Genomic DNA, 25,472 nt, shown 5'->3' with positions numbered 1-25,472 from the left:
ATAGGTTTAAAGTTAACTTTAATGTCAAGCCCCGATCGAGAACGCGGATGAAAATTGGAGAATTGGCGAAGCGCTGCGGCATGACCGCCTCCCGCATTCGCTTTTATGAAGCCAGCGGCCTGATCCGGGCGGTGGCGCGCGGGGCCAACGGCTACCGCGATTACGGCCCGGAAGCGCTGTGGATATTGGACATCATCGCCAGCGCCCAGAGCGCCGGGTTTTCCCTGGAGGAGATTCGCCGTCTGCTGCCGACGGAGCCTAAGGCCTGGCAGCATGAGGACCTGCTGGCGGGGCTCATGCGCAAAGTGGCCGAGATCGAACGCTTGCAGCAGCGGCTGGAGCAGAACAAGGCTCAGTTGCGGCGGGTGATCGCCAGCATGGAGAACGGGCCGGAAGGGCTGGCCTGCGACGAGCGGGCCCAATGGGTGTTGAACCGCCTGCGCGACGAGGACGGCGCGGCGGGCGGAGCGCCGGGAAGCGGGCAAGGCCCGCTCCCGGAAAAGTCGTAAACGGGCGCTTAGGCTCAGGTGAAATGCCTTGACCCTCAAGCGGACTTGAAGCTTAAGGTGGCGCAGGCCCGCCGCCGGAAACGGCCGATGCAAACCGTATTCAAACCCCAGCGGCGCTTTGATGAGGAGATGCCGTCATGAGCAAGCGCATTCTGCATGTGGTGAGCAATGTCGCTCACTACGCCGATCCGTCCGAAGCCACCGGTTTGTGGCTGTCTGAATTGAGCCACGCTTACGAGGTGTTCGCCGCGCAAGGCTGGGAGCAGCAGTTGATCAGCCCGCTGGGCGGCGCCTCTCCCTTGGAGCCGCGCTCGCTGAAATGGCCGAACGCCGACGCCTCGGCGCGGGCCTGGCTGGCCAGCGCCGATAAGCGGGCCTTGCTGGCGGATACCGCCAAGCCGGAAGACATCGCCCCGGCGGCGTTCGACGCGATCTATTTCACCGGCGGCCACGCGGTGATGTGGGATTTTCCGGAGCACGCCGGCTTGCAGCGGCTCGCCCGCGAGATCTATGAGCAGGGCGGCGTCGTTTCCTCGGTGTGCCACGGTTATTGCGGCCTGCTGAATATCCGCTTGTCCGACGGCGCGCTGCTGGTGGCCGGCCGTCGGCTGACCGGCTTTTCCTGGCGGGAGGAAGTGTTGGCCGGCGTGGCCGGCAAAGTGCCCTACAACGCCGAGGAGGAAATGAGGCGGCGCGGCGCCCGCTATGAAAAAGCCTGGCTGCCGTTCATGCCCAAGGTGGTGGTGGACGGCCGGCTGGTGACCGGGCAAAACCCGCAGTCGGCCAAGGCCACCGCCAAGCGAGTGGCCGCCTTGCTGTCGCGCTGAGGCCGGGAGCGCCGGCCTCGCGCGGCCGCGTCAAGCGCCTAGGCCGGCCAGCTCCCCGACGGCGACGCCCAGCGCTTCTTCAAAAGCCTGGAACAGCGCGTCCGCCGCGGCCTCGCCGCAATAAGCGGGATCGCCGCTCAGCCGGAATTCGGCGATGTCCGAGCCTTCATCCAGATGGACGGCGATATTGACGGGGTAGTGGAAGCGATCCACGCCGTCCCAGTCCCGCAAATCCGCCGTTTTCGAATCCCGCGCCCGGAAATTCGTGAAGTTGAAGGTGTAAAGAAACTCCCGGCCGGGGCTGCGCGCATCGAAAATCGCGCTGAGCGGGTAGAGCGCGTATTTCTCCTGCAGCAGCAGGCGCTGGTGGATGGCCTCAGCCGTTTCCAGCGGGCACGCCAAGGCCTGAAACGACAGCGGCTGCAAATTCCAGAACAGGCCCACCGCGTCCAGCGGATCGCTCAGTTCCGGCACCCGGCCGTTGACCACCATTCCGATCAAGACCTGGGGGTCCCGGGTCGCGCGCGCGATCGCTTGCCCGGCGGCGGCCAAATACAAGGATCGCGTCTGGATGCGCCGCGCGCGCGCGCAGTGGCCGACGCGGGCCACCAGCCGGGGCGCGATGCGTTTTTTGTGCTCCGTCATTCCGGCCGGCGGCGTTCTCCGTCGCTCAAGCGTCTGCGCGCCGGCAAACGGCGCTCGCCGCCAGTATTCAATCGCCGCCGGGTCCAGGGCCATGCGCTGCTGGAGGGCGACGTATTCGGAAAACACGTCCGCGCGCGCCGGCGGCGCGACGGCGTCATGGCGCTGATAGCGCTGGAATACCGCGTCGAAAAAGCGTTGCTGCCCCCAGCCGTCGTCTATCGCGTGGTGGATGCTCAGGAAAACGACGCAGCGGCTGTCCTCGGTTTGGAAGAAGCGCAGCCGCGCCGTTTCGCTTGCCGCCTCGAAGGGCGCGAATGGCGCGTGGAGATCGGCGCGCGCGTATTCGGCAATCCGCGCCCGCCGCCGGGCAGGGGCGTCGCGCCGGAGGTCGACGGCGTCCAGGCGCACCCGTTCCCTGCCCGCGTCGGTGCGGAGAATCGCGTCGCCGTCGCGGACGAAGAGCGTGCGGAAAACGGGATGCCGGGAAAACTCCAAGCGGAAGGCCTCCATGAGCCGTCCGATGTCGAGCGCCGCGTCCACGCAGTCAAACCACTGCTGCACGTGATAGACGCCAAGCCCTGCCGGGGCCGCTTGATAGTGCTCCAGCATCAGGCGCTGCATGTCGGACGCGGCGTTCGCGCGTTTCGCCCGCGTCGGCGGCAAGCCGGTTTCGCCCCGCAGGCTGCGGTCGTTCAGGTCCCGGACATTGGGCGAGTGAAACACGTCTTCCACCGTGGCGGCCCAGCCGGCGCGATTCAGCGCCATGATCAGTTCCACGGCGCGGATGGAGTCCCCGCCCAAGGCGAAGAAATCATCGTTAGGACCAAGACGTTCCACGCCGAGCACCCGGCGCCAGATCGCCGTCATGTCGGCTTCATCGGCCGAGGCCGGCGCGTCCGGCGGGCGTTCGTCGCTCAGGGCCCGCGCCATGTGCGGCAAACGGCTGCGATCGATCTTGCCGTGAGCGGTCAGCGGCAGGCTGTCGATGCAATGAAAGTGGTGCGGCATCATGAAGCCGGGCAGTTTTTCCGCCAGCGCCTGGCGGAGTTCCCGCAAGCTCATCGGCGCGGACGCAAAGCGGAGATAGGCCGACACCAGATCTCGCCCATCCTCGGACGAGGCCTGGACCACCGCGTTGGCGACGCCGTCCAGCTCGCAGAGCGCGGATTCGATCTCCGCCAGCGAAACCCGGAAACCGCGGATCTTCAGGTAGCCGCCCTTGCGTGATTCGTAAACCAGCTCGCCGTGCGGATCGATCTTCGCCAGATCCTGGGTTTTATACATCCGCTGGCCTTCGCGGCCGGGGAAGGGGCAGGGAATGAAGGCCTCGGCGGTCAGGCCGGGCCGGCCGTGATAGCCGCGCGCCAGTCCCGGACCGGCGACATACAGCTCGCCGACCTCGCCGGCCGCCACCGGCTGCAAGTCCTCGTCGAGCAGGAACAGCGACAAGTCCGGCAAGGCCGAGCCGATGCCGGCGGACTTCCTATGCTTCGTCTCGTCGGCGTCGACCACGTGCAAGGTGACGTGCACGGTGGTCTCGGTGATGCCGTACATATTGACCAGCACCGGGCCCTCGTCGCCCATGGTCTTGAACCAGGGCTTGAGCTGGGTCAGGTCCAGCCGCTCGCCGCCAAACACCACGAAGGCCAGTGATTCCAGGGCCTCGCGCTGTTCCGGATGCTCGCTCAGATACAGGGCCAGCTGATAGAAGAAGGACGGCGTCTGGTTGAGCACCGTCGCGCCATGCCGCCGCAAATACGCCAGCAGCGCGGAAGGGTCTCGAATGGTGGCCAGGTCCGGGACCAGCAAGGTTCCGCCATGCAAGAGCGCGCCGAAGATTTCCCAGACCGAAAAATCGAAGGCGTAGGAATGCAGCAAGGGCCAGACGTCCTCCGGCCCAAAGTCGTAATAAGGCTGGGACTCGGTAAACAGCCGCAGCACATTGCGCTGGGTGATCAGGCTGCCTTTGGGGCCTCCGGTCGAGCCCGAGGTATAGATGACGTAAGCCAGGTTGTCGCGATTCGGCGCGCCGCCGCCCACGGGCGTCTCGTCGCGCGATGGGGCAAAAGCGTCCAGATCAAGCTGCGGGATGTCCTTGGCGGACGCGGCGGCGGCCAGCCGTTCCCGCGATGCCGCATCCACGACGATGAGCTTGGGCCGGGCGTCGCCGACGAGGTAGTCCAGCCGCTCCGCCGGATACTCCGGGTCCAGCGGAAGGTAGGCGCCGCCGGCTTTCAGAATGGCCAGCATGGCGACGATCAGATCGGACGATCTGCGCACGGACAAGCCCACCAGGGTTTCGGCGGTCACGCCCATGGCGCGGAGGCGGCGGGCCAGGGCGTCCGCCCGCTGATCCAGTTGCCGGTAGCTGAGCGAAGCCGCCGCGCATTGCACGGCGATGCGGTCGGGAAAGCGCTGGACCGAGCGGGAGAAGGCCTCGGCAAGCGTTTGGCAGGCGCTGAGTTCTGTTGGATGAGTCATTGGTTTTGCATGTCCTGCCGGCTAGAGCGCTTTGCGCCCTCCGGCGGTTGGTCAGTTGTCGGCGCTTGACATGGGCTCAAGTCGCGTCCGCCGCCAAGCCGGCGTTCCCGGCGCCGGCCGGCTTGGGTTTTCTCAGCAGCTTGGGCGCGGCGCGCGGCACCTCCCCGGCGGCCGTCGCGCCGGCGGCCTGCCGCAGCGGCGCGTCGAAGCCCCGCACGCACTGGGACAGCAAGGCCGATAGTTCCGCGCCCATGGCTTCAATCGACGCCGGGTCGAACATATCGGTCGCGTACTCGATGCGGACGCAGCTGCGCGCCAGATTGAAGCCGAAGGCCAGGTCGAACTTGGCGATAGGGTTGCTGCCCGGCAGCAAGGCCACGGTCAGGCCGTCCTGCGTCCAGCCGTCGAAGTCTTGATCGACGGTGACCACCGCCTGGAAGACCGGGTGTTGGCCTGGAACGCGCTCCAGGCCAAGCCGATCGACGAGGGAGGAGAAGGGCACCCGGTAGCCGGCGTAGCTCGCCTGGGCGGTTTGGCGCACTTTTTCAATGATGTTGCGCGGGGTGTCGGCGGTCTCTATCCGCACCGGCATGGCGAGCAAATTGACGAAATTGCCTATGGTGTCCTCGATCGCGCCGTCGCCGCGTCCGCCATGGGGGAAGCCCAGGCAGACGTCGGCCTGATTGCCGCGCGCGGACAGATAGGCGGCGAGCAGGGCGGCGACGGCCATGAACGGCGAGGCGCCAAGCTGGGCGGCGCGCTGGATGTGCTCGCCCAGCAGCGCCTGGGGCAAGGCGCATTCCAGGAAGGCCCCGGCGTAGTCGCGTCGCAGCGGGCGCGGGCGGTCCGGCCTGAGATTGAGCGGGGCCGCGGTTCCCGCCAGGCGGTCTAGCCAGCGGCTCAGCGCCTTCTGGTAGTCGCGGCTGCGCTGCCAGGCCCGCTCCTCGGCGGCGGCCTCTCTCACCGTCATCGCGGGCCCCACGGCGGGCAAGGCGCCGCCTCGCAGCAGGGTACGCAGATCGCGCAGCCATATCTGCGCGGAATGGCCGTCAAACGCCATGTGGTGAAACACCATCAGCAACACCCAGTGATCGCGGTCGCGGCGCGCCAGGCAAAAGCGGAAGAGCCGGCCGGCGGCGAGGTCGAAGGGGGTCGAGCTGACATCCCGTTCCAGGCTGGCGAAGCCGGCGTCGCGGCGCTCCGGCGGCAGTTGGTTGAGATCCGCGGTTTCGAGTACGCGGGAGGGCGGCGCGCCGACGTCCTGCCGCAGGCCGGCCGGGGTTTCCACAAAGCGCGCGCGCAGGGCTTCATGGCGTTTCAGCAGCTGTTCCAGCGCCGCCTCCAGGCGGGCGGGGTCCAGCTGGCCGCGCATCTCCAGATGCAGCGGGACATTGTACAAGGCGCGGTCCGGGGCCAGTTTCTCAAAGAAATACAGGCTTTGCTGATTGCTGGACAGCTGGCCCAGCCGGGCGTCGGCCTGGGGCCGCGCCAACGCCGCGAGCGCGCCGGTGTCCCGCTCTTGTCCGCGGCTGGCGAGTTCTTGCTCATCAGCCGTCGGCAAGGCGTCCGGCCGGCGGGCGGGATCGGCCAGGCATTGCGCGGCGAAGCGGACCAGCCCGTTCAAGAGCCGCTGGGCGGCCGAGGCTTCGAACAAGGCGTCGGCGTACTCTAGCGTCAGCCAGACGCCGTCGTCGCGCTCGTCCAGCACAAAGCTCAAGTCGCGCTTCGCGCGTCCGGCATGCGCCGCCTGCTCGGTCAGCCGCAGGCCGGCGAGACGCCAGAGCGGGCGTTTTCGCACCCGCGCGGCGACTTGAAACCCTGGCGGCTCCAAGGCGGCGGAGGGTTCCAACGCCATGTTCCGGTTCTCCGCGCCCTGCGCGGCCTGCGTGCGGACCTGGTCCAGCATCTCCCGCAGAGTGGGCTTGGCGTCCAGGCGCAAGCGCAGCGGGAGCGGGGTTTCGAACAGGCCGATGATGTCATTGGCTTCCGCGTGGCGTCGCCCCGGGACGGACGCGTCGATGAGGATTTCATCCCGGCCGCTTTCCGCGCCCAGGAAAAGACCGAGCAAGGATGAGAAAACGACCAGCAAGGCGTCTCCCGTTTCCTGTTGAAGCCGGCGCAATTGTTGTTCCTGCTCGGAGGGGAGCTTGAGCGCCCATTGAGCGCCGTCCGTCGATATCGTGGCCGGCAACGGACCGTCCGCGCCCAATCGTGAAGGCCGGGGCGCGCCGGCGCGCCATGGTTCGCGCTGCCAATGGGCGAAGTCCGCGTAATCGAGCGCATTGGGCGCGAGCTCGACGTCGCCGCCGTTCAAGGCGGCGGCATAAGCCGTGTCCAGGTCTGTAGCCAGGATGCCGGCCGACCAGGCGTCAAAAACAGCCTGATGGAACACCATGACCAGGCTCGCCTCATCATCCGCCGGTTGAAAGAGAGCAAAGCGAAATAAAGGCCCCGTCGCCAGATCGAAGGGGCGGTCGATGACTTCCCGGACGGCCGCGGCCAGGCCGGCGCCGTCCCCGCTCGCCGGTTCCTGGCGCGTCGGCTGGAGCAGGGGGCCGGGCCAGGCGTGCCGCGTCGAGCAAAGCAGCTCGTCGCCGTCGAAGGCCATCGTCGTGCGCAAGGCCTCGTGTTTGGCCACGACCGCGGCCAGGGCCGTCTCCAATGCCGCGGCGTCCAGCGCGCCGCTTATCCGCAGCACGACGGGAAACGAGCATGAGGCGGCGTCCGGCGCCAGCGGATCCAGGTGGAACAGTCGTTCCTGTTGCAAGGACGCAAGCCAGCCGTAGCCGGCATCGAGTGAAAATTTCATAAGCGAATACCTTGGGTCGGCAATCAGTCGACAAGAGCAAGCCTTTATTCAGCCCCGCGCCCCAAGCCGGCGACGGCGTCCTGGAAGCTTTTACGGCGCGCGGCGGACATTGCACAGGCTCAGCAGCTGAAGCTGCTGCAGCCGTACAGCCGTTCCGCGCTCAGGCCCGCGGCGCGGCAGCGCTCGAGGAACTTGTTCGACTCGACGATCTGCTTGCTGTCGGCCGAATACTCCAGGCCGGTGACGAAGCGCATCCAGGGTTCTTGCCCCATCGCGTAGACGTAGATCTTCTTACAGTCGAACTCCTCGACGATGCTCCAGGCGTGCTCGCAGTCCGAGCCGGACAAGGTGCGGGATTCGTCGTCGCGCCGGCTGAGCGGGCTGCCGGTGTACGGGCCGTACAGCCAGCTGAGCGGCGCGCCGTCGCACTCCATGCCGATGAACAGCGTGTCCGCCTTGCCCAGACGCTCCACAATGCGGCGGTAGAGCGCGCGGTCCTTGCAGTCCGAGTCCGCCAGGAACAGGAAGCGGCGGTTTTTCAGCCGCAGGAACATGCCGTGCTTGCTTTCGATGTCCAGGTCGGCGTGCTCGCCGTAAAACGGCAGGCTGACGATTTCGCCGTCGTCGAAGCGCACGCTTTCCATCGGCTCGAGTTCGGACACGTTGCGGAAACCGAGCGCGCGCAGCGTGAGCTTCATCGACGGATCGGCCAGGCTGCGGCTGTTGTGGCGCGGCACCAGCAGGCGGCCGATGCGGCCGCGCAATTGCAGCAGCAGCTCCGGGCTGAAGTGGTCCTGATGGTTGTGGGTGATGAACACGTAGTCGATATGGTCGGGCAGATCGTCGAAAGTCAGCCGCTGCGGTTCGCCATCCCGGTCCCAGGTGACGAAGGGATCGATCAGGACCGAGGTGGACGCCGTTTGCAGCAAGACGCAGGCGTGGCCGAAATAACGGATGCGCACGTCGCCGCCGTGATACTCGGGCTGCTCGCGCTGTGGCGCTTCGGTGTCGAAGAAGCCGCGGAAGCGGGCTTCCTGCTCCGCCGGCACCTTCAGCGCCTGCTTCAGCTCCGCGTAAGGGACGGCGCGTATCCGGCTGGCGGCGAGCGCTTCGTGATGGGGGGCGGCGAAGGGCAGCGGGAGCACCAGCCTGGCGTCGCCGTCCAGCCGGGGCGTGTTCAGAAAGAAATGGCGCTGCTCGTCGCGTTCGGTGCTGAAAGCCAGCGCCTGCCGGTCCGCGTCCGCGGCGTCCGGATAGCTCAGCAAGGAGTCCAGCACGCGGAGGCCGGGGTGATGGTTGAGGTCGTAGCTGACTTCGACCAGGCCGGCCAGCGTGGGCGACAACTCGGCGTAGACCGCGTCCAGGCTGTGGCCGCTGGCGGTTTGCTGCAGCTGGCGATTGAGCTTTTGCAGGTCTTCGGCGAAGCGGAGCAGCGGCGCCGCGTCCTTCAGCGTGTCCTGCAGCAGGCGGCGCACCGCGGGCAGATCGCTGGCCGGCAGCTCCAGGAAGGGGCCGCCCAGCATCTGGGGGTTCTTGGAGGCGGCGATGTGCACATTGGGGTTGGCGATGAAGGAGCGCAGCAGCGGAATCTGGCGGAAGGCCAGATTGATCGCCTGCTGGACCGGCGACACCAGATGACTCCAGGCGTACCAGCGGTGGAACAGCGGTTCCAGTTTGACGCCGCTTTTCAGGTAGACGGCCGTGTCGGGATGGGGAGTGTTCATGCTTGCTCCAATGTCGTGGAAGAGGGAGGGAAAGGGCGCGAAGCCGGCGTGCCGGACGGAGCCGTCGCCTGGCTGAGTTCTGCGCGCGACGCGGCGTAGTCCGCGTAGTCGGCGTATGGCCGCGGCAGCGGCGTCCAATCGGGGGCGCCGCCGTCGGCGCGGGCGGCGTAAGCCTTGGCCAGCTCCCGCAGCAGCGGCGCGATCGGCGCGCCGGCGCCGCTGTCCGCGGCCTGGTGCAGCGCGGCGGGCAAGGCCAGGCCGTTGGCGGTCTTGATCGTTGCCCCTGTTTCGGCCGGCGCGTTCAGGACGGCGTGACGGCGGCCCAGCTCGCGCAAGGCCTGGCGCAAGGCCGGCAGCTCCAGCTCGCCGTCGCAGCGCAGCGAGACCGGCGCGCCGTCTTGCCGGCGGACGGTCAGCCAGAACGAGCGGCCGCCGGCCGCCGACGACGGTTCGTCCGGGCGGCCAAACGCCGGGCGTCGCGCCAATTCGGCGACGCTGGGGGCGAGGAAGAGCTGTTCCATCGACAGCTTGACGCCCAGCTTGCCGCGGATGAGGGCGGCCAGCCGCATCGCCAGCAGCGAGTCGCCGCCCAATTCGAAGAAGCCGGCGTCCAGATCCACGGCCGGCAGCCGCAGCGTCTCCGCGAACAAGGCCGCCAGCGTCTGTTCAAGCGGCGTGGCCGGCAAGCGTTGCGGCGCGGTCGCGAAGACCGGCGCCGGCAGCGCGCCGCGGTCCAGCTTGCCGTGGGCGTTCAAAGGCAGCGCGGGCAAGACCGTCACCGCGGCGGGCACCATGTAGTCGGGCAGGCCGGCGGCCAGCCCGGCGCGCAGCCGCGCGCCGTCCAGGCTGGCGCCGGCGCGCGGGACGGCGTAGGCGACCAGGCGCTTGCGGCCGTCGTCGTCGACAGGCAAGACCACGGCCTGGGCCACGCCGGTTTGCGAGCGCAGCGCGGCCTCGATCTCGCCCGGCTCGATGCGATAGCCGCGCAGCTTGATCTGCTGATCGAGCCGGCCCAGGAATTCCAGCTGGCCGTCCGCCAGGCGGCGCGCCTTGTCGCCGCTGCGGTAGAGCCGGCTGCCGGGCGCGCCGAAGGGATTGGCGACGAAACGCTCGGCGCTGAGCGCGGGGCGGTTAAGATAGCCGCGCGCCAGGCCGGCGCCGGCCACGTACAGCTCGCCGGCGACGCCGACGGGCACCGGCTGCAAGGCCTCGTCCAGCAGATAGACCTGGCTGTTGAGCACCGGCCGGCCTATGGGCGGCGCGCCGTCGGTCAGGCGGTCGCTCAGGGTGGCGCAGATGGTGGATTCAGTGGGGCCGTAGGCGTTGATCATCCGGCGGCCGCGCGCCCATTTGGCCACCACCTCGGCGGGGCAGGCGTCGGCGCCGACCAGCAAGGCGCCAGGCAGCAGATCCGGCGCCGGCTCCAGCATGGCCAGCAGCGCCGGCGGCAGCAGCGCGTGGCTGACGCGCGCGGCGCGCAGCGTGCCCGGCAGGCTATCGGCGTCCAGCTGCCTGGCGTTGGCGGGCACCAGGCAGGCGCCGCCGGCGAAGGCCATCAGCATTTCCAGCACCGAGGCGTCAAAGCCCGGCGAGGAGAATTGCAGCACGCGCGCGGACGCGTCCAGCGCGCAGCGCTCCTTCAGGTCTTGCGCCAGGCTGGCCAGTCCGGCGTGGCCGACCGCGACGCCTTTGGGCCGGCCGGTGGAGCCGGAGGTGTAGATCACGTAGGCCAGATCGTCCGCCGTCAACGGGCGCAGCCTTTCTTGCTGGCCGATGTCGCCGTCCGCGAAGCTATCGTCGGCCTCCGGCGCCATCACCGGCCCGGCGGTTTGCGGCAGGCTGGCGGCGGAGCCGGCGTCGCTCAGCACCAGGGCCGGGCGGGCGTCGTCCAGCATCAGCGCCAGCCGCTCCGCCGGGTAGTTGAGGTCCAGCGGCAGATAGGCGGCGCCGGCTTTCAGCGTCGCCAGTTGCGAGACGAGCAGCGCCGCCGATTTGGGCAGCGCCACCGCCACCAGCCGGCCGGGTCCGACGCCCGCGGCGATCAGCCGCCGGCCCAGCCGGTTGGCCCGGCGGTTGAGCTCGGCGTAGCTCAAGGTTTCACCGTCGCAGTCCAGCGCCGGCGCGTCCGGCGCGCGGCGGACTTGCCGCTCGAACAGCTCGCACAGCGGCAGCGGCGCGATGTCGCGGGCGCTGGCCTGGCCATCCAGCAGCAGGCGGCGCTCGTCCTCGTCCAGCAGGTCCAGACGGCGCACCGGGCCGTCGGGGCCGCCGGCCAGCTGCGCGAGCACGGCGGCGTAGCAGCGAGCGTAGCGCCGCAACGCGTCGGCGTCGTGGGCGTCGCGGTGGGCGGTCAGGCTGCCGGCGATGCGCGCGCCGTCGGGGCGGAAATTGATTTGCAGCGCGAAGCTGTTGTCCATCGCGCTGTCCTGCTGGCGCCAGTCGGCCAGCGCTTCCAGCGCCTGGAAATGCGTGTAATTGAAAATGGCCTCGCCGGCGTCGCGCAGGCCGGCGTCGCGCAGCATGGTGGCCAGCGGATAACGCCGGTGCGGCAGCAGCGCCCGTTCCGCGTCTATCACGCGGCTTATCAGCCGGGTCCAGGGTTCGCGCCGGATCTCCATGCGCAGCGGCACCGAGTTCAGGAACAGGCCCACCATATGCTCCGCGTCCGCGGTTTCCGGCCGGCCGTTGGTGACCAGCGCGGTGCAGGCGCCGCTTTTGCCCGTCAGCATGGCCAGCGCCGCCAGGTGGGCGGCCAGCAGCACCGATTTCAGCGGCGCGTTCAAGCGGCGCGCCAGCGCGGTCAGCGCCGTCGAAACCGGCTCGTCTATGGCGATGTCGGCGTGGATCTGCAGCGGGCCGTCGGCCGCCAAGGCGGTGTTTTCCTCCCGCGCGAGCAGCGCGGCGGCGGCTTCGTAACCGCGCAGCTGTTCCCGCCAGAAATCCCGGCTGGCCGGCGAGGTCATCGCCTCGCGTTCCAGCGCGATGTAGTCGCGGTAGCGGCTGGACAGCGCGGGCAGCCGGCAGGGCCGGCCGGCCAACTCGGCCTGGTAGAGCTGGGCGAGTTCGACGATGAAGACGGAGTCGCTCCAGCCGTCGAGGATGGCGTGGTGGATGCGCAGCGTCAGATGGAAGCGCCGTTCGCCCAGCCGGTGGGCGTGGGCGTGCAGCAGCGGCGCGGCCCCGGGATCGAAAGCTTGTTTGGACCAGGCGGCGATGAAGGCGGCCAGGGTGTCTTGCTGCGCGGCGGGCGGCAGCTGTCCGAGATCGCTCTCTGCCAGCGGAATGGCGGCCGTGGCCAATACCAGTTGCAAGGGTTCCTGGTAGCCGTCCAGCGCGAAGCGGGTGCGCAGCAACTCATGCCGCCGGCACAGCGCGTCCAGCGCGCGACGCAGCGCGGCGGCGTCGTAAGGCAGGGACACCGCCAGCCCGACGATGTTGTGGTATAGGGTCGAGCCGTCGCGGAAGGCGCTGTGGAACAGCATGCCCTGCTGCAATTGGCTGAGCGGGTAGGCGTCCACCGCGTCCGGCGGCAACCGCCGGCGGTCGGCGGGGTCCAGCAGCGAGAACGGTTCGGCCGGCGCGGCGGCGGCCGCCGCCTGTTCGGCATGGGCGGCCAGCAGCGCCACGTTGTGGTGTTCGAACAGGCTGGCCAGTTCGAAGGAGACGCCGGCTTTGAGCGCCAGGCCCTTCAGCCGCAAGGCCAGCAGCGAATCGCCGCCGAGGTTGAAGAAGCTGTCATCCAGGCCGACGCGCTCCAGGCCCAGGGTCTGGGCGAAGGCTTCGGCCAGTAGTTTTTCTTTTTCGGTGACCGGCTCGCGGTGCTCGGCCAGCGTCAGTTCCGGCGCCGGCAAGGCGCGGCGGTCCAGCTTGCCGTTGGGCGTCAGCGGCAGCGCGTCCAGCGCCACCCAGGCGGCGGGCACCATGTAGTCGGGCAGGCGGGCGGCCAGCGCGTCGCGCCAGCGCGCGACGTAGGCCTGGACGCCGGCGGCGGACACCGCGTAGGCGACCAGCCGGCGCTGCCCGGGCGCGTCCTCGCGGATCAGGACCACGGCCTGGGCGACGCCGGGCTGGTCCAGCAGCGCGGCTTCGATTTCGCCCAGCTCGATGCGCAGTCCGCGCAGCTTGACCTGATGGTCTAGGCGGCCCAGGTATTCCAGCGCGCCGTCCTCGCGGCGGACGACGCGGTCGCCGGTGCGGTACAGCCGTTGTCCGGCGGCGAAGGGGTGGGCGACGAAGCGCTCGGCGGTCAGGCCCGGACGGCGAAGATAGCCGCGGGCCAGGCCGACGCCGCCCAGGTACAGCTCGCCGGGGATGCCGGGCGGCAAGGGCCGCAGCATGGCGTCGAGCACGAAGAGCTGGGTGTTCCAGATGGGATGGCCGATGGGCACCGAGCGGCTGTCGCGCGTCGGATCGCAGGTCCAGGCGGTGACGTCGACGGCGGCCTCGGTGGGGCCGTAGAGATTATGCAGCGGGCAGGGCAGCGTCTGGGCGGCGCGTGTCAGCAGCGGCGCGGGCAAGGCTTCGCCGCTGCACAGCACGCGGCGCAGGCTGGCGCAGCCGGCGCTGGCGGGCTCCTGCAGGAAAGCGTCCAGCATGGAGGGGACGAAATGCAGGGTGGTGACGCCGCGGCGGCGGATCAGCTCGGCCAGATAGACGGGATCGCGATGGCCGTCGGGCCGGGCCAGCAGCAGCGAGGCGCCGGCGATCAGCGGCCAGAAGAACTCCCAGACCGAGACGTCGAAGCTGGACGGGGTTTTTTGCAGCACCACGTCGTCGTCGGCCAGCGGGTAGGCGTGCTGCATCCACAGCAGGCGGTTGACGATGGCGCGATGGCTGTTGACGGCGCCCTTGGGGCGGCCGGTGGAACCGGAGGTGTAGATGACGTAGGCCGGATGCCTGTCGTCGCCGGGGAGCTCCAGCGGCGCATCGGACAGGGTCTCGAGCGCATCGTCGATCTGGTCCAGGCATAAGGCGTGTTCGACCGGCAGGCCGGTCAGCAGCTCGGAGCGAGAAATGACCACGGCGGGTTGGGCGTCGGCCAGCATGAAGGCGATGCGTTCGGGCGGGTAGTCGAGATCGATCGGCAGATAAGCGCCGCCGGCCTTGAGCACGGCGAGCAGGGCCACGACCAGATCGATGGAACGGGGCAGCGCGACGGCGACCAGGGTTTCCGGGCCGACGCCGTCGGCGCGCAGGCGGCGGGCGAGGCGGTTGGCGCGTTGGTGCAGCTGGCGGTAGCTGAGGGCGGCCTCGTCGAAGCGCAGCGCCTCGGCGTCGGGGCTGAGCGCGGCCTGACGTTCCAGCAACTGGGTCAGGGTGGCGGCGGGCAGCGGGGTGTCGGTGCGATTCCAGGCGGCGAGCGCGTCTTGTTGGGCCGGCGTGGCCGGCGGGATGCGGGCGAGCGGCAGCTCGGGCTGTTCGGCGATCAGGCGCAGCAGCTCCAGCAACTGCCGGGCGATGCCGTCGACGGCGTCGGCGGAGAAGAGATCGGGCCGGTAGCCGAAGCGCAGCTCGAGTTCGGGTCCGGGGACGGCGCACAGGCTGAGTGGATAGTGGGAGGTGTCCGCGCCGTCGCCGCCGAGCGGAATCAAGGCTAGGCCGTCGGCCACCTCGCCGTCGGCCGCGCCGGGCAGCGCCGGATAGCTTTCGAAAACCAGCAGGGTGTCGAACAGCTCGGTTCTTCCCGCCGCCTGCTGGATCTCGGCGAGGCTGAGGTGCTGATGCTCGATCAGCGCAGCCTGCTGGGCCTGCAGGCGTTGCAGCAGGGCGGCCAGGGTTTCCTCGGGCCGCAGCCTCAGGCGCAGCGGGACGGTGTTGATCAGCAGGCCGACCATGCGCTCGACGCCGGGGAGCTCCGGCGGGCGTCCGGAGACGGTGACGCCGAAAACGACGTCGTCTGAGGCGCTGAGGCGGGCGAGCAGAATGGCCCAGGCGGCTTGCAGCAAGGTGTTGAGGGTGACGCCCAGTTGGCGGGCCCGCGCCTGCAACGGGGCGGTTTCGGTTTGACGGGACAGGATCAGCTGGCGTTCCCCCGCGGCGGCGGCGCCCAGTTTGGCCGGCTCGTCCAGCGCGTCCAGGCTGGCGGCCCAGGCGCGGGCGGCGGCGGCCTTGTCCTGCTGTTGCAGCCAGGCCAGATAATCGCGGTAGGGCGCGGCCGGCGGCAGCGCGGCCGATTCTCCCTGGCGGTAGAGCGCGAACAGCTCGTCCATCAGGATGGGCATGGACCAGCCGTCGAACAGCAGGTGGTGGAAGCTCCACAGCAGTTGATGGCGTTCCGCGTCCAGCTTGACCAGGATGAAGCGCAGCAGCGGCGGCTTGCCCGGATCGAAGCGGCGGCGCAGGTCCGCCTCCAGCAGTGCGTCCAGCGCGGCGGCGTCCCGGCCGGACAGATCTTCCTCGCGCCAATCCAGCTCGAACTCGCGGGGCACCACCTGACGCGGCTGCGCCAGCCCCTTGTAGACGAAGGCGGCGCGCAGATTGGGATGGCGTTGCAGCAGCGCCTCCGCCGCGCGCCTGAGCTGGCCGGCGTCCAGGACGCCGCGCAGCTCGAAGCGGTTGCGGACATGGTAGGCGTCCACCTCGCGTTCGTCGTACAGCGCGTGAAACAGCAATCCTTGCTGCAATGGCGACAGCGGCAGGATTTCGGCGATCTTCGACATCGTGAACCTCGCAATGGGCGGTCGCCGTCGGCGGCCGCCCGGAAAGTATTTGGAACAGGCTCTTAGAGCCTGTTCAAAGTCTCGCGAGCAAGGGCGAGACAAGGCGAAAACGAGCGAAAAAGCGGAATGTACAGGTGGTACATGAGCATTTTGAGCTGGTTTTCAACGCCGTATCGCTGAAGCGCAGCAGACATTGAACAGGTTCTTAGAAGCCGGCTTCGATCAGGTCTATCTCCTCCTGCGACAGCCCGCCGGCCAGGGGGTGGTCGGACGGGGTGCTGCCGCCGGCGTCCGGCGCGCGGCCCAGCCTGGCCAAGGCGCGCAGCGAGTCGAACCAGTCCTCCGCCAGCTTCTCGATCTCCTGCCGGTCGAACAGGCGGCCGGCCCACAGCCAGGTGGCCACCAGTTCCGGTCCGTCCGGGCCGTCGTGGGTGGCGGCGTTGAGCTCGATCGCGTGGGACAAGGGCGTCGAAGGATCGCTGTTTCCGTCCAGCCCGGCCGCTTCCGGCGCCGGCATCCAGTCGCCGCGCGCCGGCGTGGCGAAGCGTCCCAGGTAGTTGAAGCCGAGTTGCGCCGGCGCGGCGCCGCTCAGTTGGGCGGCGGTCTCCGGATTGAGATAGCGCAGCAAGCCGTATCCCAGGCCCCGGTCCGGCAGCGCGCGCAATTGCTCCTTGACCCGCTTCAACGCCGCGCCCAGCACGGCGTCGTCGTCCAGGGCGGCCGCGGCGGAGGTGCCGGGGTCGAGACAGACGGGGAACAGGCTGGTGAACCAGCCCACGGTGCGGGAAAGATCGCAATGCTCGCCCCGCTCTTCGCGGCCGTGGCCTTCCAATTCCAGGCGCACCGCGGAGCCGCCGTCCCGTCCCCGGCCATGCCGCCAGCGCGCCACCGCCAGCGCGAAGCCGGTGAGCAGCACGTCGTTGATGCCGGCGTGGAACAGCGCCGGCACCCGGGTCAGCAGATCGGCGGTGACGGCGGAAGGCAGCGCGACGCTCAGACGCCGGCTGGCGCTGGCCGTGTCCAGCGCCGGGTCCAGCAGGCAGGGCGATAGCGGCGGATCGGGCTGGTCTTGGATGGCCGCCCACATCGGCGCTTCGGCCGCGCGGGCGGCGCGGACGGCGTCCTCGTTCAGCAGCAGCGCCCAGCGGCGGAAGGAAGTAGCCACCGGATCCAGCCGGATGGCTTGGCCGGCGCGGGCCTCGCGCCAGGCGGAGGCCAGGTCGGGCAGCAGGATGCGCCAGGAAACGCCGTCCACCGCCAGGTGATGGATGCCCAGCCACAGCCTGCCCGGCGCGTCCGGGCCGGCGTCCAGCCACAGTGCCCGCAACATGGCGCCGGCGGCGGGGTCCAGCTGCCGCGCTGCGGCGGCGATGTCGGCCGGCGGGATCTCCAGATGCGCGTCCGCCGCGATGCGGCGCAGGCAGTCCTGCGCCGATGTCGAAGCGGGCGGCGGCACGCTCAGGCCGTTGTCCGCGTCCAGCCGCATCCGCAGCGCGTCGTGTTTGTCCAGTAAGGCTTGCAGCGCCTGCAGCAGATGGGCTTGTTCCAATCCGGCGGGGGTTTGCAACAGCATGGATTGGTAGAAGCCGCTTTGCGGGCCGCCGCGCTCCAGCCACCAGCGGATGATGGGCGTCGCCGGCAGCGGGCCCTCCGCGGTGTCCTCGGCCGCGACGGCGACGACCGGCCGGGCGACGGCGGCCAGCGCCTCCACCCGAGGATGGAGGAAGACCTCGCGCGGGCTGAGCAGCAAGCCTTGCCGCCGCGCGCGGCTGACCAGCAAGATGGAGGCGATGCTGTCGCCGCCGAGATCGAAGAAGCCGTCGTCCAGACCGACTTCGTCCAGGCCCAGCAGCTCGGCGTAGAGCCCGGCCAGGATGTGCTCGGCGTCGCTGCGCGGAGGCCGCCGTTCGCCGGCCTGGAAATCGGGCGCGGGCAGCGCGCGGTGGTCCAGCTTGCCGTTGGGGGTCAGCGGCAGCGCGTCCAGCGCGACGACGGCGGCTGGCACCATATAGTCGGGCAGCTGCGCCGCCAGGGTTTGTCTGAGCGCGGACGGGGCGAGGTCGGCGCCGGGGTGGAGCGCGACATAGGCGAGCAGCTGGCGCGGCGCGCCGTCCGTCTCGCGCAGCACCGCCCGCGCCTGGGACACGGCCGGGTGTTCGCTCAGCCTGGCCTCGATTTCGCTCAGTTCGATGCGGAAGCCGCGCAGCTTGATTTGTTGATCGGCGCGGCCGAGGAATTCCAGCTGGCCGTCGGCGCGCCAGCGCGCCCGGTCGCCGCTGCGGTAGAGCCGGCTGCCGGCGGGGCCGAAGGGGTTGGCCACGAAACGCTCGGCGCTGAGCGCCGGCTGATCCAGATAGCCGCGCGCCAGGCCGCTGCCGGCCAGATAGAGTTCGCCGGGCGCGCCGACGGGCAGCGGGCGCAGCGCGGAATCGAGCACATAGGCGCGGGTATTGTCCATCGGCGCGCCTATCGGCAGCGGCGCAGCCAGTGGCTGATCGTACGGCAGCGGGCAGCAGGTGGCGAAGGTGGTGGTCTCGGTGGGGCCGTAGACGTGGACCAGTTCCAGCCCCGGATGGCGCTCCCGCACCCGCTGGAAGGCGCGCAGCGAGGCGGCTTCGCCGCCGGTCCACAGCGTGCGCAGGCTGGCGAAGCAGTCCGGCCGCTCCTCGGCCAGCAGGTTGAACAGCGCGGTGGTCAGGAAGGCCGCGGTGACGCTTTCCCGCTGTAGGACGTCCGCCAGCGAGTCGATGTCGTTGTCCCCCGGCGGCGCCAGCGTCGCCTGGCCGCCGTGCAGCAAGGGGGTCCACAGCTCGTAGGTGGAGGCGTCGAAGGCATGCGGAGAGTGCAGCAGCACCTTGCTCTGGGACGCGCCCTCCCAGCGGCGGTCCAGCGCCAGATCCCTGACGTTGGCGTGGCTGACGGCTATGCCCTTGGGCACGCCGGTGGAGCCGGAGGTGTACATCACATAGGCCAGCGCGTCCGGGGTCAGCTTCAGGCGGGGCGGGTGCTCGGCGCTGTCGGACGGACCGTCTATCCGCAGCACCGGCAGGCCCGGCGGCAGCATGGCCGGCGCCGGGGCCTCGTCGGCCAGCAGCAAAGCGGCGCGTGACTGGGTCAGGGTCCAGGCCCGCCGCTCCTCCGGCTGGGCGGTGTGCAGCGGGATATAGCAGCCGCCGGCCTTGAGCACGCCGAGGATGGCCACCGGCAGCAGCGGGCCGCGCCGCAGCCACAGCGCCACCGGCGTTTCCACGGTCACGCCGGCCGCGCGCAAGCGGTGGGCCAGCGCGTTGGATTGCAGATCCAGCTGGCGGTAGCTCAGGCGAACGTCGCCGGCGCAGACCGCGACGGCGTCCGGCGTCAGCCGGGCCTGCCGGCGGAACAGCTCGGGCAGCGTCGCCGGCGCGGTGGCGCGAGTGGTGGCGTTCCAGCCGTCCAGCTGGCGGCTCTCGGCCTCGTCCAGCCAGCGCAGGCTGGCCAGCGGCCGCTCAAGATCGCCGGCCAGCGCCTGGAACAGGCGCGTCAGGCTGGCGAGAATGCGCTCGGCCGCGGCCGGCGGGAAGGCGTCGGCGCGGCAGCCCAGCCGGAGCTCCAGTCTTTCTCCCGGCACCACGCAGAGGCCCAGCGGGTAATGCGACACATCGCCGCCCAAACCGTCGACGGGGCGCACGCTCAGGCCGTCGCCGGCGCGGCTTTGGCGCAGCGTGTCGAGCTGCGGATAGTTTTCGAACACCATCAGCGTGTCGAACAACTCCTCCATGTCCGTCAGCTGCTGGATGTCGCCGAGTCCGAGATGCTGATGCTCCATCATCGCGGCCTGGCGCGATTGCAGATCGTCCAGCCAGCCGGCCAGCGTGGCCGACGGTTCCAGTTTCAGGCGCAGCGGCACGGTGTTGATCAGCAGGCCGGGCAGCCGCGCGATGTCTTCCAGCGGCGCGGTCCGTCCGGACACGGTGATGCCGAACAGCAGATCGTCGCGGCCGGTCAGGCGGGCCAGCAGCAGACCCCACGCGGCCTGGGCCAGGGTGTTGAGGGTCAGCCCGCGACGCCGCGCCTGGGCGGACAGCGCGGCGCTGAGCTCCGCCGTCAGCGCGGCGGTGTGCAGATCCGGCCGCCGTTCCGCGGCGGGGAGGCCGGGCGCCACCAGGGTGGGCTCGTCCACGCCGCGCAGGTATTGGCCCCAGGCCTGGCGGGCGGCGGCCTGATCGCGGCCGGACAGCCAGAGCAGGTAATCGCGGTAGGCCGGCGCGGGCGGCAGCGCGGCCGATTCTCCCTGGCGGTAGAGCGCGAACAGTTCTTCCAGCAGCACGGGAAGGGACCAGCCGTCGAGCAAGAGGTGGTGGAAAGTCCAGAGCAGGCGGTGGCGCTCCGGCGCCAGCCGAATCAGGGTGAAGCGCAGCAGCGGCCCGCGGTCCGGCGGCATGCTCTCCCCATGATCGGCAATCTGCATGTCTTCCAGCCGCGCGCGCGCCTCGTCGTCGCTGAGCGCCGACAAATCGGCTTCCCGCCACGGCGCGGCGCTGTCCAGGCTCAAGGCCTGCATCGGTTGCTGGGTGTCCTCGTGAATAAAGGAGGCCAGCAGGTGCGGGTGGCGGCGCAGCAGGCCTTCGCCAGCGCGGCGCAGCGCGGCCCCGTCCAGCGCGCCGTCCAGCTCGATGCGCATCTGCACCACATAGGGGTTGGCGGCGGAGTGGTCGTAGAGCGCGTGGAACAGCAGGCCTTGCTGCAGCGGCGTCAGCGGCAGCAGTTCGGCGAGGCCGGGGCGGCGGCGGCTCAGGCGCTCGATTTCGGCCGGCTCCAGCCGCAGCAGCGGCGCGTCGGCGCGCGTGTCAACGGCCAGGGCCGAGGCCTCGGTCGCAACTTGGGCGAGGCCGCGGACGCTGGGGTGTTCGAATACCTGGCGCGGCGTCAGGCCCAAGCCCCGCTTGCGGGCCAGGCTCACCAGCTGGATGGAGCTGATGCTGTCGCCGCCGAGATGGAAGAAGCTGTCGTCCAGGCCGACGCGCTCCAGGTCCAGGGTTTGGGCGAAGGCTTCGGCCAGCCGTTTTTCTTTTTCGGTGACCGGCTCGCGGTGCTCGGCCAGCGTCAGCTCCGGCGCCGGCAGGGCGTGGCGGTCCAGCTTGCCGTTGGGGGTCAGCGGCAGCGCATCCAGCGGCACCCAGGCGGCGGGCACCATGTAGTCGGGCAGACGGGTGGCCAGCGCGTCGCGCCAGCGCGCGACGTCGGCCTGGACGCCGGCGGCGGGCACCGCGTAGGCGACCAGCCGGCGCTGCCCGGGCGCGTCCTCGCGGATCAGGACCACGGCCTGGGCGACGCCGGGCTGGTCCAGCAGCGCGGCTTCGATCTCGCCCAGCTCGATGCGCAGTCCGCGCAGCTTGACCTGATGGTCTAGGCGGCCCAGATAGTCCAGCGCGCCATCCTCGCGGCGGACGACGCGGTCGCCGGTGCGGTACAGCCGTTGTCCGGCGGCGAAGGGGTGGGCGACGAAGCGCTCGGCAGTCAGCGCCGGACGGCGAAGATAGCCGCGGGCCAGGCCGACGCCGCCCAGATACAGCTCGCCGGGAATGCCGGGCGGCAAGGGCCGCAGCATGGCGTCGAGCACGAAGAGCTGGGTGTTCCAGATTGGGTGCCCGATGGGCACCGAGCGGCTGTCGCGCGTCGGATCGCAAGTCCAGGCGGTGACGTCGACGGCGGCCTCGGTGGGACCGTAGAGATTATGCAGCGGGCAGGGCAGCGTCTGGGCGGCGCGGGCCAGCAGCGGCGCGGGCAAGGCTTCGCCGCTGCACAGCACGCTGCGCAGGCTGGCGCAGCCGGCGCTGGCGGGCTCCTGCAGGAAGGCGTCCAGCATGGACGGGACGAAATGCAGGGTGGTGACGCCGCGGCGGCGGATCAGCTCGGCCAGATAGACGGGATCGCGATGGCCGTCGGGCCGGGCCAGCAGCAGCGAGGCGCCGGCGATCAGCGGCCAGAAGAACTCCCAGACCGAGACGTCGAAGCTGGACGGGGTTTTTTGCAGCACCACGTCGTCGTCGGCCAGCGGGTAGGCGTGCTGCATCCACAGCAGGCGGTTGACGATGGCGCGATGGCTGTTGACGGCGCCCTTGGGGCGGCCGGTGGAGCCGGAGGTGTAGATGACGTAGGCCGGATGCCTGTCGTCGCCGGGAAGCTCCAGCGGCGCATCGGACAGGGTCTCGTCGAGTTGGTCCAGACACAGTGCGCGTTCGACCGGCAGGCCGGCCAGCAGCTCGGAGCGAGAAATGACCACGGCGGGCTGGGCGTCGGCCAGCATGAAGGCGATGCGCTCGGCCGGATAGTCGAGATCGATCGGCAGATAAGCGCCGCCGGCCTTGAGCACGGCGAGCAGGGCCACGACCAGATCGATGGAGCGGGGCAGCGCGACGGCGACCAGGGTCTCGGGGCCGACGCCGTCGGCGCGCAGGCGGCGGGCGAGGCGGTTGGCGCGTTGGTGCAGCTGGCGGTAGCTGAGGGCGGCCTCGTCGAAGCGCAGCGCCTCGGCGTCGGGGCTGAGCGCGGCCTGACGTTCCAGCAACTGGGTCAGGGTGGCGGCGGGCAGCGGGGCGTCGGTGCGGTTCCAGGCGGCGAGCGCGTCTTGCTGGGCCGGCGTGGCCGGCGGGATGCGGGCGAGCGGCAGCTCGGGCTGTTCGGCGATCAGGCGCAGCAGTTCCAGCAATTGCCGGGCGATGCCGTCGACGGCGTCGGCGGAGAAGAGATCGGGCCGGTAGCCGAAGCGCAGCTCGAGTTCGGGTCCGGGGACGGCGCACAGGTTGAGCGGATAGTGCGAGGTGTCTACGCCCTGGCCGCCCAGATAGCCGATGGACAGCGCGTCGTCCACGCGGCGATCGTCATCGGCGATCGGATAGTTTTCAAAGACCAGCAGGGTGTCGAACAAATCGCCAAGGCCGGCCGCCTGCTGGATCTCGGCGAGGCTGAGGTGTTGATGCTCGATCAGCGCGGCCTGCTGGGCCTGCAGGCGTTGCAGCAGGGCGGTCAGGGTTTCCTCGGGCTGCAGCCGCAGGCGTAGCGGGACGGTGTTGATCAGCAGGCCGACCATGCGCTCGACGCCGGGCAGTTCCGGCGGACGTCCGGAGACGGTGACGCCGAAAACGACGTCGTCTGAGGCGGAGAGGCGGGCGAGCAGAATGGCCCAGGCGGCTTGCAACAAGGTGTTGAGGGTGAGACCTTGCCGGCGGGCCAGCCGCTCCAGCGCGGCGTAGACCGCCGGGTCCGCCGTCACATTGTGGTTGCGCGGCAGCTGCCGGCTTTGGGACGCGCTGGGCGCCAGGCGCGCCGGCTGCTCCAGCCCGGCCAGATGCTTGATCCATTGGCGCTTGGCGGCGTCGCGGTCGCGGGTGTGCAGCCAGGCCAGGTAATCGCGGTAGGGAATGGCGGGCGGCAGCGCGTCGCCGCGGTAGAGGGCGAACAGTTCGCGCAGCAGCACCGGCACCGACCAGCCGTCGAACAGCAGGTGGTGGAAGCTCCACAGCAGCTGGTGGCGCTCCGCGTCCAGCTTGACCAAGGTAAAGCGCAGCAGCGGCGCGCGCGCCGGGTCCACGCCGGCGGCGTAGTCGTCCGTGCGCAGCCGTTCCAGGGCGCGCTGCTGTTCATCGGCCTGATGCGCGGACAGATCCAGCTCGCGCCAGGGCGTCTCCACGCGCTCCAGCACGATTTGCGCCGGCTGCTCCAGCCCGTCCGCGGAGAAGGCGGCGCGCAGATGGTGATGGCGTTGCAGCAAGCCTTCGGCGGCCGCCCGCAGCTTGTCCGCGTCCAGCGGGCCATCCAGCTGGAAGCCCATCTGTATCAGGTAGACGTCGCTTTGACCCTCGTCGTACAACAGATGGAACAGCAGGCCCCGCTGCAGCGGCGACAAGGGCAGCACCGCGCTGACCGCCGGATAGCGGGCGCGGATGCTTTCCAGGTCCGCGGCGCTGGCCGGCGGCAATTCACCCGCCGCCGCGTCGGCGTCCACCGGGCGGACCCGGAGCGCCAGACGCTCGATGCTGGGATGGTCGAACACGTCCTGCGGGCTGAATTGCAGGCCGTGGGCGCGGGCGCGGCTGACCAGCAGAATGGCGCTGATGCTGTCGCCGCCCAGATCGAAGAAGCCCTGCCCCAGGCCCACCCTGGACAGCCCCAGCACTTCCGCGTACAGCTTGGCCAGCGTTTTCTCCAGCCAGTCCCGCGCCTCGCCGGCGTCGGCGTTTTCGAAATCCGGCGCGGGCAGCGCCTGTTTGTCCACCTTGCCGTTGGGGGTCAGCGGCAGGCGCTCCAGCGGCACCACCGCCGCCGGCACCATGTAATCCGGCAGTTGCTCGGCCAGCGCCGCGCGCAAGGCCGCGCCGTCGGCTTGCAGGCCGGCGCGGGAAACGACGTAGGCGATCAACTGCTTGATGCCGGGCAGGTCTTCGCGCAGGCGGACCACGGCCTGGCTCACGCCGGCTTGCTGGGTCAGCAGGTGTTCGATCTCGCCGGGCTCGATGCGGTAGCCGCGCAGCTTGAGCTGTTCGTCCGCCCGTCCCAGGTAGTCCAGCGCGCCGTCGGCGCGCAGCCGCGCCAGGTCGCCGCTGCGGTACAAGCGGCTGCCGGCGGGGCCGAAGGGATTGGCGACAAAGCGCTCGGCGCTCAGCGACGGCCGGCCCAGATAGCCGCGGGCCAGCCCGTCGCCGGCAAGATACAGCTCGCCCTCGACGCCCGGCGGCAGCGGCCGCAGGGCGTCGTCCAGCACGTAAGCCTGGACGCCGGGCAGCGGCGCGCCGATGTCGGCGGGGGCCTCATCCCGCATCTGGCCGCTCATCGTCGCGCACACGGTGGCCTCGGTGGGGCCGTAGGCGTTAAGCATGGTCCGGCCGGCGGACCAGCGCCGCACCTGGGCCGCCGGGCAGGCCTCGCCGGCGACGATCAGGCCGCAATCCTGCGGGATGCCGCCGTCCGGCATGAGGGCCAGCGCGCTGGGAGGCAGGGTCAGATGGCTGATTTTCTGGCGGGCGAGCAAGTCCGCCAGCGCCGCGCCCGGCGTCAATTCCGCCGCCGGCGCGGTGACCAGACAGGCGCCGGAGAGCAAGGTCATGGCGATTTCGGAGAAGGCCGCGTCGAAACTGGAAGACGCGAATTGCAGCACGCGGGCGCCGGCGGCGATGCCGAAGCGGCGGCTCTGCGCGCGCGCCAGCGCGCCTATGCCGCGGTGAGTCACCGCCACGCCCTTGGGCTGGCCGGTGGAGCCCGAGGTGTAGATCAGGTACGCCAGCTGGTCCGGGAAATCGTGAAGCGGAAGCGCCTGATCCGGCTGCGTCTGCCATGTGGGCTGCTCGGTATCCAGTTCCACCACCCGCGCCCAGTGGACCGGCAGTTGTTCGGTCAGCGCGGCCCGCGTCAGCAGCGCGGCCGGCATGGCGTCGTTGAGAATATAGGCCAGCCTTTCCCGCGGGTAATCGGGGTCCAGCGGCAGATAAGCGCCGCCGGCCTTGAAAATGGCCAGCATGGCGATGATTTGTTCGGGCGAGCGGTCCAGGCACAGCCCCACCGGCGTTTCGCGGTCTATGCCCAGCTCCCGCAGATAATGGGCCAGACGGTTGGCCTGGTCGTCCAGCTCGCGGTAGCTGAGCGCGCGCGCGCCGTGTCGCAGCGCGATGGCGTCGGGATGGTCCGCCGCGCTTCGGGCGAACAGGGCGGCGAAGGTTTCAGCCGGGGCGGCCGCGGCGTGCGGATTGCGGGAGGGAAAAACGGCGTTGTCGTTCATATCGCACCTTGAATGGCTTGCGGAACAGGGCGTGAGGCCGCAACCTTCCGCGCATGCGCGGCCGGCC

Annotated in this window: 7 protein-coding genes; 2 read left to right on the top strand and 5 right to left on the bottom strand. The window is 70.1% G+C overall.

The genetic code is table 11. From position 1 onward, the window contains the following. Positions 1–47: 47 nt before the first annotated feature. Positions 48–509 (top strand): MerR family transcriptional regulator, encoded by a 462-nt coding sequence (locus AB1Z25_RS11925; RefSeq protein ID WP_107799549.1) that lies wholly within the window; start codon positions 48–50, stop codon positions 507–509. Between the two features lie 137 nt (positions 510–646). Then, on the top strand, positions 647–1,336 hold the full coding sequence (locus AB1Z25_RS11920; RefSeq protein ID WP_107799548.1) for a type 1 glutamine amidotransferase domain-containing protein: 690 nt from the start codon (positions 647–649) through the stop codon (positions 1,334–1,336). Between the two features lie 30 nt (positions 1,337–1,366). Here AB1Z25_RS11920 and AB1Z25_RS11915 read toward each other — a convergent pair whose 3' ends face one another. From AB1Z25_RS11915 to AB1Z25_RS11895, 5 genes are all read right to left on the bottom strand, one after another. Further along, positions 1,367–4,462 (bottom strand): amino acid adenylation domain-containing protein, encoded by a 3,096-nt coding sequence (locus tag AB1Z25_RS11915; protein ID WP_486635331.1) that lies wholly within the window; start codon positions 4,460–4,462, stop codon positions 1,367–1,369. Between the two features lie 76 nt (positions 4,463–4,538). Beyond that, complete coding sequence (locus AB1Z25_RS11910) at positions 4,539–7,271, bottom strand: condensation domain-containing protein (protein ID WP_486635330.1); 2,733 nt, start codon at positions 7,269–7,271, stop codon at positions 4,539–4,541. Between the two features lie 119 nt (positions 7,272–7,390). After that, a complete protein-coding gene (locus AB1Z25_RS11905; RefSeq protein ID WP_486635329.1) occupies positions 7,391–8,995 on the bottom strand; it encodes an MBL fold metallo-hydrolase in 1,605 nt (534 codons plus the stop codon). Then, positions 8,992–15,654, bottom strand: coding sequence for an amino acid adenylation domain-containing protein (locus tag AB1Z25_RS11900; protein WP_486635328.1), 6,663 nt, complete (start codon positions 15,652–15,654; stop codon positions 8,992–8,994). Before AB1Z25_RS11900 ends, AB1Z25_RS11905 begins: the two co-directional genes overlap by 4 nt. Before the next feature lie 205 nt (positions 15,655–15,859). After that, a complete protein-coding gene (locus AB1Z25_RS11895) occupies positions 15,860–25,405 on the bottom strand; it encodes a non-ribosomal peptide synthetase (protein WP_486635327.1) in 9,546 nt (3,181 codons plus the stop codon). Positions 25,406–25,472 lie beyond the last annotated feature (67 nt).

It is taken from the genome of Chromobacterium sp. HL1, assembly GCF_057418835.1.
The sequence above is the reverse complement of the archived record's forward strand: the minus strand, read 5'-3'. Positions and strand labels throughout refer to the sequence as shown.